Annotated in this window: 13 protein-coding genes; 11 read left to right on the forward strand and 2 right to left on the reverse strand. The window is 46.6% G+C overall.

Annotation, left to right across the window (positions count from 1 at the left end; genetic code table 11):
* Positions 1 to 228: 228 nt before the first annotated feature.
* From I0P70_RS15575 to I0P70_RS15595, 5 genes are all read left to right on the forward strand, one after another.
* Complete coding sequence (locus I0P70_RS15575) at positions 229 to 1,641, forward strand: APC family permease (RefSeq protein ID WP_196119769.1); 1,413 nt, start codon at positions 229 to 231, stop codon at positions 1,639 to 1,641.
* A 189-nt stretch (positions 1,642 to 1,830) separates the two neighbouring features.
* Complete coding sequence (locus tag I0P70_RS15580; RefSeq protein WP_196119771.1) at positions 1,831 to 2,394, forward strand: cyclopropane-fatty-acyl-phospholipid synthase family protein; 564 nt, start codon at positions 1,831 to 1,833, stop codon at positions 2,392 to 2,394.
* Positions 2,395 to 2,577: 183 nt separating this feature from the next.
* Positions 2,578 to 2,979, forward strand: coding sequence for a hypothetical protein (locus tag I0P70_RS15585; protein WP_196119773.1), 402 nt, complete (start codon positions 2,578 to 2,580; stop codon positions 2,977 to 2,979).
* 102 nt (positions 2,980 to 3,081) lie between these two features.
* Positions 3,082 to 4,530, forward strand: coding sequence for a M14 metallopeptidase family protein (locus I0P70_RS15590; RefSeq protein WP_196119775.1), 1,449 nt, complete (start codon positions 3,082 to 3,084; stop codon positions 4,528 to 4,530).
* Between the two features lie 87 nt (positions 4,531 to 4,617).
* The gene (locus tag I0P70_RS15595) at positions 4,618 to 5,850 is read left to right on the forward strand and encodes a nucleoside recognition domain-containing protein (RefSeq protein WP_196119777.1); all 1,233 of its coding nucleotides are present in this window, start codon (positions 4,618 to 4,620) and stop codon (positions 5,848 to 5,850) included.
* A 73-nt stretch (positions 5,851 to 5,923) separates the two neighbouring features.
* On the opposite strand, the gene I0P70_RS15600 is transcribed toward I0P70_RS15595, so the two are convergent.
* Positions 5,924 to 6,385: a DUF4440 domain-containing protein gene (locus I0P70_RS15600; protein WP_196119779.1), complete on the reverse strand. Its 462-nt coding sequence runs from the start codon at positions 6,383 to 6,385 to the stop codon at positions 5,924 to 5,926.
* A gap of 108 nt (positions 6,386 to 6,493) precedes the next feature.
* A complete protein-coding gene (locus I0P70_RS15605) occupies positions 6,494 to 7,081 on the reverse strand; it encodes a hypothetical protein (protein ID WP_196119781.1) in 588 nt (195 codons plus the stop codon).
* Positions 7,082 to 7,381: 300 nt separating this feature from the next.
* On the opposite strand from I0P70_RS15605, the gene I0P70_RS15610 reads away from it, so the two are divergent.
* The 6 genes from I0P70_RS15610 (at position 7,382) to I0P70_RS15635 (ending at position 16,737) form a co-directional block, all read left to right on the forward strand.
* Positions 7,382 to 8,932 carry an amidohydrolase family protein gene (locus I0P70_RS15610; protein ID WP_196119783.1) on the forward strand — a complete coding sequence of 517 codons (1,551 nt, stop codon included), beginning with the start codon at positions 7,382 to 7,384 and terminating at the stop codon, positions 8,930 to 8,932.
* 387 nt (positions 8,933 to 9,319) lie between these two features.
* On the forward strand, positions 9,320 to 10,117 hold the full coding sequence (locus tag I0P70_RS15615) for a polysaccharide biosynthesis/export family protein (protein WP_230392234.1): 798 nt from the start codon (positions 9,320 to 9,322) through the stop codon (positions 10,115 to 10,117).
* A 16-nt stretch (positions 10,118 to 10,133) separates the two neighbouring features.
* A complete protein-coding gene (locus I0P70_RS15620; RefSeq protein ID WP_196119788.1) occupies positions 10,134 to 12,455 on the forward strand; it encodes a polysaccharide biosynthesis tyrosine autokinase in 2,322 nt (773 codons plus the stop codon).
* A 56-nt stretch (positions 12,456 to 12,511) separates the two neighbouring features.
* A complete protein-coding gene (locus I0P70_RS15625) occupies positions 12,512 to 13,606 on the forward strand; it encodes an NAD-dependent epimerase (protein WP_196119790.1) in 1,095 nt (364 codons plus the stop codon).
* 151 nt (positions 13,607 to 13,757) lie between these two features.
* The gene (locus I0P70_RS15630) at positions 13,758 to 15,305 is read left to right on the forward strand and encodes an oligosaccharide flippase family protein (protein ID WP_230392242.1); all 1,548 of its coding nucleotides are present in this window, start codon (positions 13,758 to 13,760) and stop codon (positions 15,303 to 15,305) included.
* Positions 15,306 to 15,450: 145 nt separating this feature from the next.
* Positions 15,451 to 16,737 (forward strand): hypothetical protein, encoded by a 1,287-nt coding sequence (locus tag I0P70_RS15635; protein WP_370583237.1) that lies wholly within the window; start codon positions 15,451 to 15,453, stop codon positions 16,735 to 16,737.
* The last annotated feature ends 257 nt before the right edge of the window (positions 16,738 to 16,994 follow it).

Below are 16,994 nucleotides of genomic sequence, written 5' to 3' on the forward strand. Positions count from 1 at the left end.
ATTATCACACGACCGGGTTGGCTGATAGGCAGATTAGAGTTCATAACAGCTGTTTTTGAGAATGAAGTGAACATTTTCCTCAAAGGCTATACCTGATTTGTCCCAACCAGTAAACCTTCCTATATACTACTTACTCTTTAAAAAAGCGCATGGTTTACAACTTAGATCCTGTTACCCTCCGTAAACAGTGGGTCAGAGACGATGAAGCCTACACCTAGCAATAAAACTATGCCTAACCTGAACGAAGACTATCCTGCGGCAGACGCGACGCTCGCTTCAACCCAAACAGAAGTTTCAGCCGAAGAAAAACCCAAAGCAGAGCCCAGACCCGCCCTGAGCATGTTCGATGCCATCGCTGTTATTGTGGGCGTGGTGGTGGGTGCCGGCATATTTCGAACACCCTCGCTGGTGGCTGCCAATGTGGAGAGCGGTACCATGTTTCTCACCACCTGGGTATTGGGTGGGCTGGTTTCGTTGATCGGGGCACTCTGCTACGCTGAACTGACTACCACTTTCCCACATGCCGGGGGTGACTATCACTTCCTGACAAGGGCCTTCGGCAAACGGCTGGCTTTTCTCTTTGCATGGGCGCGTATGAGCGTCATCCAAACTGGTTCTATTGCGTTGCTTTCTTTTATCATCGGCGATTATATGGCCCAGATCTACAGCATCGGAGAGCTCTCCTCGGTCATCTATGCGGGATTGGTCGTGGTCTTGCTCACTACGATCAACATTGTGGGGGTTAGCTTTGGCACAGGCGTGCAGCGTTTTCTGATCATACTCGAAGTACTGGGCATCCTGATCGTCCTGGGAGCGGCCTTCCTGTTCACTCCTGACGAAGCAGTAGCGGCAGGGAATGCAGGTACAGGCAACGGCACTTCCATGGGCCTGGCCATGGTGTTTGTGCTGCTCACCTTCGGCGGCTGGAATGAAGCAGCCTATATTTCTGCGGAGCTCAAGAGCGGACGCCGGGGTATGGCAACCGCCCTGATCGCCAGTATTGCCGTTATCACCCTGATCTACCTGCTCATCAACCTGGCCTACCTGCATGTGCTGGGGCTGGAGGGGATGGCCGCCTCTGACGCCATAGCAGCTGACCTTGTACGGGTAACGCTAGGTGACACGGGCATGGTGCTCATCGGCATCATTGTGACGCTGGCCGCCCTCACCTCCGCCAATGCCACTATACTGACTGGTGCCCGTACAAATTATGCATTGGGCCGCGACTTCCCGGTATTCAGTTACTTAGGAAAATGGAATACCAAAGCATCCTCTCCGGTAAATGCCTATGTAGTACAGGGCGTGGTGTCGCTGGCGCTGGTTGGACTGGCACTCTTCACCCGCAACGGATTCGAGACGATGGTAGAGTACACGGCGCCGGTTTTCTGGTTCTTTCTGCTACTGGTAGGTATCGCCTTGTTTGTGCTTCGCCGCAAAGAGCCAGAGCGTCCAAGACCCTTCAAGGTACCGCTATACCCTGTGCTGCCCCTTATTTTCTGCCTGACGAGTGGCTACCTGTTCTATTCCAGCCTAATGTACACGGGGCTGGGAGCCCTGGTAGGTATAGGCGTGCTGGTAGTAGGGGTACTGGTGTTGCTGGCTATCCCTCGCATCCAGAAACAGAAAGAACAGGCAGCGTGACAGCGTAGTCGCTTAAAGAAGTCCTACTAAAATATCCATAAAATGCCACAATTAAGAACTACTAGTCCCGGCTGCACGTAAATACACCCTGTGCGCGTTTCTCTTCTCCGGATAAGATACGCCATCACAAAACCGCTCACCTTATACCTGATATTTTCTTAAATGGATTACTAACTTAATGAAAACAAGATGAGAGCAATCAGAAATTCGCTGTGCACACTCGTGCTGACACTATTCGCTTCTGCGGCATTTGCCCAAACCACTGCAACACCTAAGCTTGACGTCCCCTATGTTCCAACTCCTCAGAAAGTAGTGGATGCCATGCTGAAACTGGCAAATGTGTCAGACGGTGATGTCGTGTATGACCTGGGTTGCGGCGATGGCCGTATCGTGATCACGGCGGCAAAGGAGCACGGTGCCACAGGTACTGGCTTTGACATCAACCCCGAGCGTATCAAAGAAGCCAACCAGAATGCTCGTGAGGCCGGCGTGACCAATAAGGTGAAATTTGTGGAGCAGGATCTATTCAAAGTGGACTACCGACCAGCCTCTGTAGTGACGCTATACCTGTTGCCTAACGTGAACATGAAGCTTCGTCCGGTGTTGCTCGAGCAGCTGAAGCCTGGTACCCGCATTGTGTCACACGCCTTCGACATGGGTGACTGGGAGCCGGAAGAGACCCAGGTGATAGACGGATCTACCATCTATTTGTGGACTGTTCCTGAGAACAAGAAAATTGGCAAAAGTCGCTAATAACCACCGAAACTACTAAAAAGCCCCGTGCACTTCGTGTGTGCGGGGCTTTCTTATGTATGCTGTCTGCACATCTAAAATAGGGCTTCCGCATCTGAATTGATAATTTAATCCCTATATTTACAGCTGACACTAACCACAATCTCTGAAATGTATACAGGATTACAACATCTACACTCCTTCATGGCCTATCTGGTAATTCTAGGCCTTCTTGTAAGCATCATATTTGCCTTCATGGGCATGTCTGGCAATAAGCCTTTTACAGACAAAGACAGAAAAATGGGCTTGTTGGGCCTTATACCTGCACACTTGCAGTGGGTGATCGGTGTGATTCTCTACTTTATATCCCCACTTGGAATTGAACTTGCAAACGAAGGCTTCATGAAGGATTCCACTTCAAGACTTTACGTGCTGGAGCACCCGCTGACCATGATCATCGCTGTTGTATTGATCACCGTAGGTTATGCCCGTGCCAAGCGTCTGCAGGACAACAAGAAGCGTTTCAGCAGCATTGCTATTTTTTACACCATCGCTTTGATCCTGGTATTGGCTCGCATTCCGTGGGGTGCATGGCCTGGCAACTAAGCCACCAACAGGTATAGCGCCCCAACAGGGCAGTGCCTCCCCTTTCAGGTATAGCCCTGAAGCGGGAGGCATTTTTTATAGAGAGCATCTTAAAACGTTACGATGAATACGACATCTTCAAACAGCAACATACCAGCTGCTATTCAGGAATTGGGCCAGCAACTTTACCATAGCCACCATAAGTACAAAGAGTCTGCACTGCGGCACCGGCGCTTCCGACACCGCGATATTGTGCCCCTGATTGAGCAACTGCAGGAGCAGTCAGCCTTCGAGGTGCAGGTGGCAGGTCACTCGGTGCAGGGGCGTTCGATCTATTTGATCAAGGCGGGTACCGGCAAAACTAAAGTTATGCTTTGGTCGCAGATGCACGGCGACGAGCCCACCGCCACCATGGCTTTGTTTGACCTGCTGCATTTCCTCAATCAGACGGACGAACTGGATGCCATACGCAAACATATCCTGGAGCACCTGACGCTTTATATTGTGCCGATGCTCAACCCGGATGGGGCCGAAATGTACACCCGACGCAATGCCTTAGGTATAGACATGAACCGCGATGCGTTGCGATTGCAGAGCCCGGAATCAGAATTGCTCAAACAATTGCGTGATCAGTTCGAGCCGGCCTTTGGCTTTAACCTGCACGACCAAAGTCGCTACTATACGGCCGGCTATACGGCGCGTCCGGCCACTATTTCGTTTCTGGCTCCGGCTTATGACCATGCCCGCAACATCAATACAGTGCGTGAAAGGGCCATGCGCACCATCGCGGGTATGGACCATGTACTGCAGCAGTTTATACCTGGGCAGGTAGCCAAATTCAACGACGAGCACGAGCCCCGGGCTTTTGGCGATAACATCCAGAAATGGGGCACCAGCGTAATACTGGTGGAGTCGGGTGGACAGCACGGTGATCCGGAAAAGCAGCACATCCGCCAACTGAACTTCACGGCCATTCTATCAGGCCTATACCTGATTGCAGAGGATGCCTACAAAGCCTTTGAACTGGAAGGCTATGACCGTATACCTGAAAACCAGCGTCACCTTTACGACCTGGTACTGCGCCACGTCCGCTATATCGAAAACGGCCGCGACACGATGCTGGATATTGGCATTAACCGGCTGGAGGTAGACGCTCCGAACCACCTCGGGTTTTACCATAGCAGTGCGGTAGAAGAAATTGGCGATATGAGTGTGTTCCATGGCTACGAGGAGCTCGATGCATCCGGCCTCACCCTGGTACCCGGCAAGGTATACGAGCAGCCCATCGACAGTCTCGATGACCTGACCTCGGAACTTGGAGCCGAACTGCTCAGCCAGGGCTTTACCACCATCCGGGTAAAGCACCTGCCCGGCGTACTGCCCGACCCGACCTCGCTCCCACTCAACGTGACAGGTATAGCCAGCATCGTCAATCACCAACTTGCACTTGACGAGCCGGCCAATTTTATCCTGAAAGATGCGCAAGACCAAGCCAGATATGCTGTACTGAACGGATTTGTATATGACTTGCAGGGCGACCGGCCGGAGCTCTTTCATGGAATACTACATTAGGCAGTAATAGAATTTTGTCGCCTAAAATCCTTCCCTTTTGGAATCAGTTTGTATCTTACAGTCTGATTCCAGACCAACCTTTGCTTCATGGTATTAAACTATCTGTGGGCGGCCTTCTTTCTGATCGCCTTTGCTATTGCTTTGTTCCAGCTCATCGTGTTTCGCGATGTAGAGATCTTCCAGAAACTCGTTACCAGCACCTTCGACAATGCCAAACTCGGCTTTGAAATTTCGCTCGGCCTGACCGGCGTGATGACGCTGTGGCTGGGCCTGATGAAAGTCGGTGAACGAGGTGGTATCATCGCCATTTTCTCCCGACTGGTGGCACCCTTTTTCAACCGACTCTTCCCGGAGATCCCGAAGAACCACCCCGTGTTCGGATCTATCCTGATGAACTTCTCAGCCAACATGCTGGGGCTCGACAATGCCGCTACACCACTTGGGCTGAAAGCGATGAAAGAGATGCAGGAGCTCAATCCGATCAAGGATCGCGCATCGAATGCTCAGATCATGTTCCTGGTGCTTAACACCTCCGGTCTCACTATTATTCCGATCAGTATCATGGTATTCCGGGCGCAGCTGGGCGCAGCTGATCCTTCTGATATTTTTATCCCTATTCTGCTGGCTACCTTCTTCTCTACCATGGTGGGCTTGATTGCCGTGGCCCTGTATCAGCGCATCAACCTGTTCAATCCCGTGATCATGGCCTATATAGGCACTTTGCTGCTACTGATTGGCGGATTGATTTACTACTTCAGCACCATTTCGCAGGAACAGGTCAGCGTCATTTCACAGGTGGCCAGCAATGTAATCCTCTTCTCGATCATCATTTCGTTTGTTGGACTGGCGCTCATTCGTAAAGTGAATGTGTACGAAGCCTTTATTGAAGGCGCTAAGGAGGGTTTCACAGTGGCCATCACCATTATACCCTACCTGGTAGCGATACTGGTAGCCATAGGCGTGTTCCGTACTTCTGGTGCTTTGGATATGATCGTGGATAGTATAGGCTATCTGATCGCTCTTACCGGTGTAAACACAGACTTTGTTCCTGCCCTGCCAGTAGCCTTTATGAAGCCACTGAGCGGCAGCGGTGCCCGTGGTCTGATGGTGGAAGCCATGACCACGTACGGTGTCGACTCGTTCGTAGGTCGTATGGCCTCCGCTTTCCAGGGTTCGACTGAAACAACCTTCTATATACTGGCGGTGTACTTTGGCTCGGTAGGCATTAAGCGCTCCCGCTACGCCCTGACCTGCGGTTTGCTGGCCGACTTTGCAGGTGCTATTGCCGCCATCTTTATCGCTTACCTGTTCTTCCACTAAACATCAGGTATACCCATAAAAAAAGCGACTGCCCATAGAGCAGCCGCTTTTTTTATTATCAATTTTTAACCTTCTAATTTCGGGCAACAACCGGGTGTCCTTCCAGCTGCGCGTAGCTTAGTTTCCAGTTACCATCGCTGGCCTTCTTCCAAAGCAGCATAAAGTTACCTTCTCCAAGTCCACGGGGTTCGCCCGGGCTTACCGGCAGCACATCTACTGAGAACGTACCGGCCTCGTAGGCGATCTGCGTATCAGTGCCGGAGCTAACGGGGTAGGTTTTCAGGTCAGCAATGGTGCCCATTGTCTCGCGCACCCACTTGTCTGACACTTCAGACTTGCCTCTATAGATCACCTCGCCTTGCAGGAACTGCACATCCTCGGCCATCATCGAGATCACTTTGTCAGAGTCCCGTGCATTCCAGGCACTAATAAACTCCTGGTTCAGTTCACGAACATCCACTGACTCTCCTCCATCAGACTTCGCGCACGAAGCCAGGAAGAAAAGGGCAAACAGGGTATAAAGTATATTTTTCATGATTTCTAAATTTTGGTGAGTAAACCACGACGCCATACGTGAAAACGGCATCGTTGGATTTATACCCATTCCCGGCTAAGCACCGGGAATGGGATAAGGGTAAACATGTTACCAGCTCTTACGTCGAACCTCAGAAGTATAGTAAGGCTTGCTGCGGTCACCATAATCCAGGTTAGGCAGGAAGTTAGCATACACTACTTGTGGCGTTGGTCCATCTTCAGATGCATACATCATCGCCAGTGAATTGGCTGCTGCTGTTTCAGCTGGGGTGGCCATTGCCAGACTTGTCTGAGGAGTGGCTGCTTTTTTAGCTGGAGCTGGAGCCGGCGTGTTTTTCGCAACTGTCGCTCTGTTGGCTGCCGCCGAACGTTCTGCAGCTGCGGCACGCTGGGCTGCGGCTGCTCTTTCGGCTGCCGCTACACGGGCTGCTTCCGCCTCACGCTCCTTCTGCTTGTTGTCGATGACCTTGCCTACACCGTAACCTACGGCGCCCCCGGCTACACCACCTACAACACCACCTACTACGCGGTTACGCTTATGTATAATAGCACCTGCTGCAGCACCTGTACCGGCACCGATCACAGCACCTTTTGCCTGAGGGCTCCAGCCTGTTCTTTTTTCCTGCGCCTCAGCCGATCCGCCAAAAGCTACTGATGCCATCAGTGCCAGGCTCATGATATAGCTTACCTTTTTCATAACAATTTCAGTTTAGTTAAAACAATTAAACTCTGTTGTATGGGTAATTACAAGTTGCGTGCCAGTGCAATTAAAATAGCCTAAAATAAGTCGTTGCCATACCTGTAAATTCTTTGAACACCAGATTCAAAATCACTACCACAGCATTGATTTACAATAAGTTGAACACATACTTAGCACTTGAAAAAAAATATATAGTATGAAGAAAAAAATATTTTATGATCTGGTATTTTTCTTCAGGAAGGTGCAAACGGAGCAGGTATAATATTGCTTTTCATCGCTAATAAATTATCTTTAAGCATGGAAAAACTGTATCGCCGCGCCGCCCTGTTTGTCAAGTTAGTCGTTGCATCACTCGTATTCGCATCCTGTCAGCAGGTCGCTACTGATCAAAACCGGTATGAACTACTGATCCGCAATGCCATGGTGGTAGACGGTACGGGGAGTGCTGCCTACGCGGCCCAGGTCCTGATAAACGGTGACTCTATTGCGCTGATCGATACGGATACCTCTAAAACTTACACAGCTGATCGCACCATCAATGCCGCTGGCCTATACCTAACGCCGGGCTTTATTGACACGCACGCACACGGCGATCCGCTTGAGACACCTGACTTTTCCAATTTCCTTTCGATGGGGATCACGACGATCTGCCTGGGCCAGGACGGCTTCAGTCCGCAGCGCGAAAACCTGAAAGAATGGATGCGTGAAGTAGATGGGAAAGAACTTGGCGTAAACGTGGCTATGTTTGCCGGTCATAATACCCTGCGTATGCTGTCAGGTATAGAGTATGATTCCATCCCATCAGAGCCAGGTATGGCCAAACTGGAACAGCTCCTCACAGACGCCCTCGATGCAGGCTGCTTCGGTATGACCACCGGCTTGGAGTACAATCCTGGCTACTATGCCCGCCCAACTGAATTGAACAGACTTGCTGAAATTGTGGGTAACAAAGGAGGCATCATCATGAGCCACATGCGCAATGAGGATGATGCCTTTGTAGAAGCGTCGATCAGAGAACTAATGGAACAGGGCAAGTACTGCCCGGTGCATGTGTCGCATATCAAGGTAGTATATGGCAAAGGCGAAGAACGCGCTAACCGCGTGCTGCAAGTGCTGGACTCTGCCCGTCAGCAAGGTATACAGGTAACAGCCGACTTTTACCCTTACACCGCCAGCTATACCGGCATCGCCATCCTCTTCCCGGACTGGGCCAAAAAACCGCATGATTACCAGGAAGTGCTGAAGACCCGCCGTCAGGAGCTTGCCACTTTTCTGCGCAACAAGATCATACAGCGCAACGGTCCGGAAGCGACCCTGATCGGCTCCGGACCCTATAAAAGTAAAACGCTGCAACAGGTGGCTGAGGAACTGAACAAACCTTTTGAGTTGGCACTGATGGAAGATATCGGACCCTACGGTGCCGACGGTGCCTACTTCATCATGGACGAAACCCTGCAGGAGACCTTTCTGAAGGACCCGCACGTGATGGTCTGCACGGATGGCAGCCCCACCATGCGCCACCCCCGCAGTTTCGGAGCCTTCGCCCGTATACTGGAGACTTATGTGGTGCAGAAAAAACTACTATCATTGGAGGAAGCTGTGCACAAAATGACGGGATTGTCCGCTAAGACCATTGGACTGCCTAATCGTGGCTTAGTTAAGCAGGGATATAAAGCTGACTTACTCCTTTTTAATCCTGAAGAGATCCGGGAAAACGCTACTTACGAAAATCCGCACCAAGAGGCTAGTGGGTTTAGGTATATACTGGTGAATGGGAAGGTTGTGAGAGAAGAAGATCAGCAAATTATAGTTAGAACAGGACGTGTTTTGAAAAAACATTCTAACTAAGTTGAACTACACCAAGCCATCTGAAGCAACTAACTTTCTTTTAAAGCTGACACTAGGTTAAAAGACACCAATTTGTATTAACCTAGTGCCAGCTTTAAAAAAGAAAGTTAATACAGCCTCTTCGCGTTTATACTTCTTCAGTTAACCCGCCTGAAATCAAATAATATAGCCATTTCCTATTAAATAAATAGCATTAAAACACCCCTTTATTCAACTGCAGGTTTATATATCATTGAAAAATTATTCACCATTTAATTTTATATAAAAACTTACTTCAGTCCATAACGTATTGTATAAAAAACTATAAAACTTTGACTTTTAAGCCCAAGTTTTATAGTTTTTATATGTTCTATCAAGATTCCGAACCTGTCCAAAACCCTTATGTATATGAATCTACGTCGACTGATTTGCTTACTTTCATACGCTACACTACTAATCCCTTTGCTCTCCGCCTGTGTGAGTACTAAAGACGCTGTATATTTCAATAACATTGGTAATAGCGAGATAAAGGGTAGTACTGAAAGTTTAGAACCCGTCATACAACCTAATGACCTCTTAAGCATTACAATCAGTAGCTTGAACCCTGCGGCTTCTGAGGTTTTTAATGTATCATCTAATTCGAGTATGAGGATGAACAATGCAACTGCTCAAAGCACAGTAGCCCCTGTTATTGGCTATTTGGTTGATCAGGAAGGCAATGTGCAACTACCATTACTCGGGAAGACAAAAGCTGCGGGTATAACAAAAAAAGATTTTCAAGAAGGTATAAGAAATCAGTTAATTCAGAAAAAGCTTTTAGTTGAACCTGTAGTCGATATACGATACCTCAATTATAAAATTTCTGTGTTAGGTGAAGTAGCACGCCCCTCTGTACTAACTGTGCCTAATGAAAAGATAACACTATTGGAAGCGCTTGGCTTAGCTGGGGACCTTACTATATATGCTAGCCGGAATAATGTGCTTTTGATTCGTGAGGAAAATGGCGTTAAAAAACTTACTCGGTTAGATCTTACTTCGAAAGAACTCTTTGCCTCCCCATACTACTACCTGAAGTCAAACGACATCATCTATGTCGAGCCAAACAAAACCAAGATTCAGAGTGCAAGTAACGTGCGTCAATGGCTTCCAGTAGTATTCAGTGGATTAACCATTGTGATAATTGCCCTAGACAGATTAACAAGATAATTTAAACAGTAAACTTATGTCGAATAATAATCCTAATGCAGAAGATAACTTCTTCGTTTCATTAGCTTATAAGTATCTCCCTTATTGGCCTCTCTTCATAATATTGCTCGTTTTATCTATAACAGGTGGTTGGGTTTATCAAAACTTTTTGGCTATACCTTCATATGAGGTTACTGCCTCCATGATTATCAAAGATGAAAACAAGGGCGTAAGTGAGTCACGCATAACAGAGTCGATGGATAACTTTACAACCAACAAAGTTGTAGAGAACGAAATCAACATTATACATTCTCGCTCGCTTTTGAGCAAAGTTGTAAATGATCTGCACCTCTATGCCCCCATCCAGGAGGAAATGCAGTTTAAGTCTGTTTCTGCCTACACCTCTTCTCCCATAATCATTGAACTAAAAAATCCTGCTGAAGCCACAGAAGTTCTTAAAACTTATTTTACTGTGGATAATGGAACAGTTACGATCGATAATAAAAGCTACCCTATTAACAAATGGGTCAGGTCACCCTATGGTATTGTCAGGTTTGCCAAAAACCCCAATATGACAACAGCTGCTACAGGGCCTCTTTATTTTACAATTACGAATCCTGCTAATGTGACAGATGAATTGATGGCAAAAATAAGGATACAAGCCTTGAGTAAAGTGTCAGCGGTGATTAACCTCTATCTGAAAGATTCAGTTCCTCAACGTGGTGAAGACATTCTGAACATGCTGATCGCTTCTTACAAAGAACTTGCAGTAAGAGAACGTAGTAAGTTGGCTGCCAATACGCTAGCCTTTATAGAGGAACGCATTAAAATGGCAACTGAAGAGTTAGAGGCTTTAGAAAATAAGGTCGTTCAGTTTAAGTCTACACAGGGCGGTGTAAATCTCAGCGAGCAGGGCAAACTATACCTGGAAAATGTACGTGATAATGACCGTAAAATTTCCGAGATCAACACGCAGTTGGCTGTGCTGAGTAAAGTAGAGCGTTATGTCCAGTCTGAAAATACATCGGGCAGTTTTGTTCCTTCCACACTCGGTGTAAACGACCCCTCACTCAATCAACTTCTTCAAAAACTATACGATTCAGAAATACAGTATCAGAAATTGCGAAACACGACAGCTGAGAATAACCCAATCTTAGTTTCGATCACAAATGAGATAGAGAACATACGTCCGCGAATTATTGAGAATATCCGTAACCAGCGGGTGAACCTACAGGCGAGCCGTAACAATCTGTCTTCTACAAACAGTGGTTACAACAACTCCTTACAATCTATACCGCACAAAGAGCGAGAACTAATGGAGTTGACTCGTCAGCAAATGGTAAAGAATAACGCCTATAATTTCTTGCTTCAAAAGCGGGAAGAAACAGTTCTTTCCTATGCTCCTACTGCTGAAGACAGCAAAGTAATCGATATGGCAGGCACATCCCCTATTCCTGTAAGTCCAAAACCGCTTTACACATACCTGGTCTCAGTGATCATAGCCTGTGTTTTGGGCCTGGTGTTAATTGCAGGCAAGGAACTCCTAAATTCAAAGATCCTTTTCCGCTCTGAAATAGCCTTATATACATCTGCGCCTATCGTAGCAGAGCTTTCTTTCAATAAGAACCATAAGAAAGGTGTATTTAAAGCCCCAAGTGAAGTAGCAGTGGTCGAACAGTTCAGGCAGCTTAGAGTTACGCTTGGGCTCTATGGCAGGACCTTCACGAAAAAGAAGATCATGGTAACATCCAGCATACCTGGTGAGGGCAAAAGCTATGTGAGCACCAATCTGGCACTCAGCTTAGCCTCCTCCGGCAAAAAAGTTGCCCTGCTCGATCTGGACTTACGTAACCCGAATACTTCGATGCAATTCAACCTCTACAAAACTAGGGGGATTATTGAATACCTATCAGAAGGTAACATCACTCCACCCGAGATCATAAACGAAACAGAGTTCACTAACTTGTCTGTACTACCTGCAGGAACCAATGTAGGTGATCATACCGAATTACTGCTCAACCCCAAACTGGAAGATCTGATCTCTTACCTGGAACTAACCTACGATTATTTGATCATTGACACGCCACCGGTCGATTTGGTTTCTGATGCCTATCTGCTATCAGAGTACTGCGATATATCACTGCTAGTGATGCGCCATGCTTATACTCCAAAACCACTTGTACAACGCCTGGCACACGACAATAAGATTAAATCTTTGAACAATGTTGCTATTGTCTTCAATGGCGTGAAACCACGAGGTTTTGTGAAAGGGCAATACGGCTATGGGTACGGATATGGCTTTGAACACAAGTATACTGATAAGACTTACAGAGGTCGTGGCGCTGCAGCAAACGCTTAATCAATTATAATTCGCATAAAATATTTCAGTCTCATAATGTAAAATCGACCCTAGCCATGAAAATTTTAGTTACTGGAACAGCAGGATTTGTAGGTTTCCACCTGGCGGAAAAACTACTTCAAAGAGGAAATCAAGTGGTCGGTGTTGATAATATTAACGACTACTATGACACTAAACTAAAATTTGCCCGATTGGCTGAAAGCGGTATATGTGAAGAACTCGTAGATTGGGATACAGAAGTGAAAAGCTTTAAGTACCCTAACTACAGCTTTTACAGAATGAACCTCGAGAATAAGGAGGCGCTGATGGCTTTATGCGAGAGGGAAAAATTTGATGTGATCATGCATTTGGCTGCACAGGCCGGCGTACGTTATTCTATTACAAACCCAGATGTATATGCGCAGTCAAATCTAATCAGTTTTCTGAATATACTGGAAGCAAGTCGTCATTTCAAAGTTCAACACCTGGTATACGCTAGTTCATCGAGCGTGTACGGGCTGAATGGTGTGATGCCTTTTTCAGTGAAACACAACGTAGACCACCCTGTGTCGCTGTATGCAGCCAGTAAAAAGGCCAATGAGTTGATGGCTCATACCTACAGCCACCTGTACAATATCCCAACTTCCGGGCTGCGCTTCTTTACCGTTTATGGGCCATGGGGCCGTCCGGATATGGCTTACTTCTTGTTTGCTGACGCTATTCTCAACAACAAGCCGATACAAGTTTTTAATAATGGCGAGATGAAGCGAGACTTTACATACATCGACGATGTAGTAGCGGGCATTGTAAATGTGATGGATAAACCGGCTGAGCCTTACAAAGAATGGGATAGCGAAAATCCGGATCCTTCCCGCTCAACGGCCCCCTATCGTATCTATAATATTGGAAACAATAAGCCAGTGCAGCTTATGGCATTTATAAGTGAGATTGAAAGATGCATGGGCAAAAAGGCGATCCTTGAGATGCGGGGCAACCAACCGGGTGATGTCACTGCCACATGGGCCAATGTAGATGACTTGATAGAGAACTTCAATTATAAACCTGATACAACAATAGCTTATGGATTGAAGAAATTCACTGATTGGTATACTAAGTTTTATTCTATTAAAAAGCAGCAAGAAATACAGCCGGAAGCACTGAATATAACCTGATTTGTAAACTCTTAAACCAGCCAATCCTTCTCAAATCCTATTCAGGGATACAGTATGCACTATCTCAATAGTTGCTTTATATTCTATCTATACTAAGTGCCTTGCTCTAACTGATTTTACATTCTAAAACACCCTTCTCTTGAAGACTAAGTTGACAGCGCCACTTGCTCCAAAGCCTAAAGAAAATTTAAGACAGCGTGCTTACCTCAATTCTATTACTAGTATAATTGACTATGCCGGTGTTCAAATTGTGGGCTTTATTGTGAGTCCGTATATAGTAGCTGGCCTTGGAGGATCGATGTATGGTATCTGGCAAATGCTTCTCCAGATGACTGGATTCGCCAATGTTGCTGATACCCGCGCTACACAGGTCCTGAAGTGGTCTATAGCTCAGAAAAGAGACCTCGCTTCGGATCAAGAGCTAAGAAGTGATCTTACTACTGCACTTATTGTCACTGTTTTTATCCTGCCGATCATCTTAGTGATTGGTGCTATAATTGTCTGGTACGCTCCAGTTATTACACATGCCGGGCCTGAGTATCACACCATCATTCGTATTACCTGTTCGCTGCTTATTTTGACATTGGTCACCAACAAACTGTTCGATCTGTTTGAGTCGGTACTGCGCGGTATGAACATGGGGTATAAGCGCATGGGCTTTAGGGCAGTCATCATAGTTTTTGGCGGGGCACTCAAAATATTTGTTATAACGCAGGGCTATGGTCTTATTGGTTTATCGGCAGTAGGAGTTGCCGTTGCCCTAGCGACAGGTATTACGTTTTACTTTATAGTAAAAAAGCATGTCCCCTGGTTTGGCTTCGCCAAAACTACTAAAGCCAAGGTGCTTTCCTACAGCAAATTGAGCGGCTGGTTTATGGGCTTTACCGTCTCCAAAATGTTCTTGTTTAGCAGTGACAAAATTATTCTGGGTTACCTGGCAGGGCCTATTTATGTGACACAGTATGCCATAACTCTTTTCACATCTTTTGCTTTAGAGGGATTTATCAATGCAGTTGTAAATGGCGTGATACCAGGTATAGGTAGCTTATATGGCAAGAAAGAGTATGACAAGGTGCAGCAGGCCCGCAGCTTAGTTATCACACTAAATTGGATGTTAGTGGCTTCACTGGGCGCTGTCATTCTGCTCTATAACAAGTCCTTCATTTACCTATGGGTGGGGGCCGAACATTATGCAGGCAATACAGAAAATCTTCTGATCCTTTTGATATCGGTGCAGGCCATATTCTTCCAGATCGACAGCAACATTATTAACGTCAGCCTGAACCTGAAGATGAAAGTATACCTGGCAATTATAGCTTCTGCCCTTACCATTGCCTTGTCCTTTTTCCTGATCGAAAATTTCCACATTATCGGGCTTTGCCTTAGTATACTGATAGGTCGCCTGGTACTCTCGGTTGGCTACCCCCTACTCCTCAGTAAGCTTATGCACATGCAGTTCAACTATATGGGTTTGAAACAGATTCGGCCTATCCTCATAACGTCTGCATTGTTCGCCCTGGCAATTTTTATAGGTCAGACTATTACGATCACAGACTGGGTATCACTTACCTTGATCGGGGCGCTTACCATACCTGTTATTGGCATTGTATTCTGGTTCATCGGTTTAGGCCGTGCGGAAAAGGAAGCTGTATTGGAGCTTGCTTCAAGGATTAAACTATTTAAACGTGATGATAACTAATACTACTACGACTACATATGTTGTGACCCAGGAATCGGAAAGGCTTCTTCAAAAGCTCTTAGCGCATGAAATTCGCTTTGCACATTGGAAGAGCAACGGGCACCTCCTAAAATCCCTGGCGGGCAAAACTGATCTCGATTTGCTTGTGCAACCTGATGATTGTGCCAAGTATGAGGCTTGTCTGACTCAACTGGGCTATAAGAAAATAATTAGCCAGGCATGGAGCTCCTATCCACTGGTTGAAGATTGGCTAGGCTTTGATGAAGCAACGGGTAACCTCCTGCACTTGCATACCCACTATGCATTGGTTACAGGTATACAACACGTAAAACACTTATACCTGCCTTGGTTAGAGCAATTTTTCGAACACGTAATTTATGATGCGGCCACAGGCTGGCCTATACCTACGCCCGCACTAGAGGCAATCATTCTGTTCATCAGAATATGGGCCAAAATGCCTCCATCCGAGCGTTTAAAAAGCAACCCGACTATACCTGTTTATTTAAAAGAAGAACTGGCATACCTGCTATCCAAAACAAATTCTGAAGAGCTCAGCCAGCTGTGCAAGGAATTGCAACTCCGGGTGCCCCCTGATTTTGGTGCCACTGTCCACAGTATTATGGCCAATCAAAAGTCGGCAAGTATACTGGGTGTGTCGATCTATTTTTATGAACAGCTAAAGTCATATTACCGAACGCCCTGGTCGGTTTCGGTTTTGAAATCTCACCTGCATAAACTCCGCATCAGGTCTTCAAGGGCATCATCCAAGTTGTCCGGCCCATTTAAGTTCGGAAAAACCTTGGTTAAGGGTGGCAAGGTGATCGCTTTTGTGGGAAGCGACGGATCCGGCAAAAGCACCCTCACCCGGGATGTCTTAAACTGGCTGACGTACAAGATCGATGCCCACTATTTTTATTTCGGAAAGAACCCTTTCATATTCAGTTACAACAAGCAGATTATCTCCAAGACCGATCTGTTGTTTAAGCGGGATAGATTTTCTCAGATACTCAGAAAACTGATCGGCAACACCTACTACCCTCTTTTAATTAACCGAAAGATAGAAATGCTGGAGCATGCAAAAAAGATGAGCCGTACTGGTAGTGTGGTGATTTGCGACCGCTTCCCTCAACTAGATGTAAAGGGCATGAACGACGGCCCACACTTGCTGCCAAAGGACTGGTGCGCGGACCTGGAAATGAAGAAATTTAGACAAGTGCGCGACTATGACGCCGACCTTGTCTTTAGATTATTGGTGAGCCCAGAGGTAGCATGCGCCCGTAAGCCCGAACACAATACAGACATGATTAAATTGAAATGTGAAAACATCTCTAAAATATCCTTTGGTAGCTCTCAAGTGATTGATATAGATGCTGACCAGCCTTACGAGCAGGTGCTGCTGCGTGTGAAACAGGTAATCTGGGAAAATTTGTAATATAATCAACCCAATGAATTCGAAAGTAATAGAAGTTATAGGTCCCCCTGGCATAGGCAAATCGGCCATTTACCAAGACTTATGCGCGTCTTGGACACCTGCCGCAAGTTGGATACATGAGTATGAACTACAGGCATTGCCTAAGCCCTCTATTAGCCAAGTATTTGACTGGGTCGAGTATAACTTAAGAAGAGTATTGAAAAAACCGAAGGAAAATAGCATACCCTTGAACTTCGGACTCCGGTTTTCGGACGGTA

This window comes from Pontibacter sp. FD36 (genome assembly GCF_015686655.1).
Classification (GTDB): domain Bacteria; phylum Bacteroidota; class Bacteroidia; order Cytophagales; family Hymenobacteraceae; genus Pontibacter.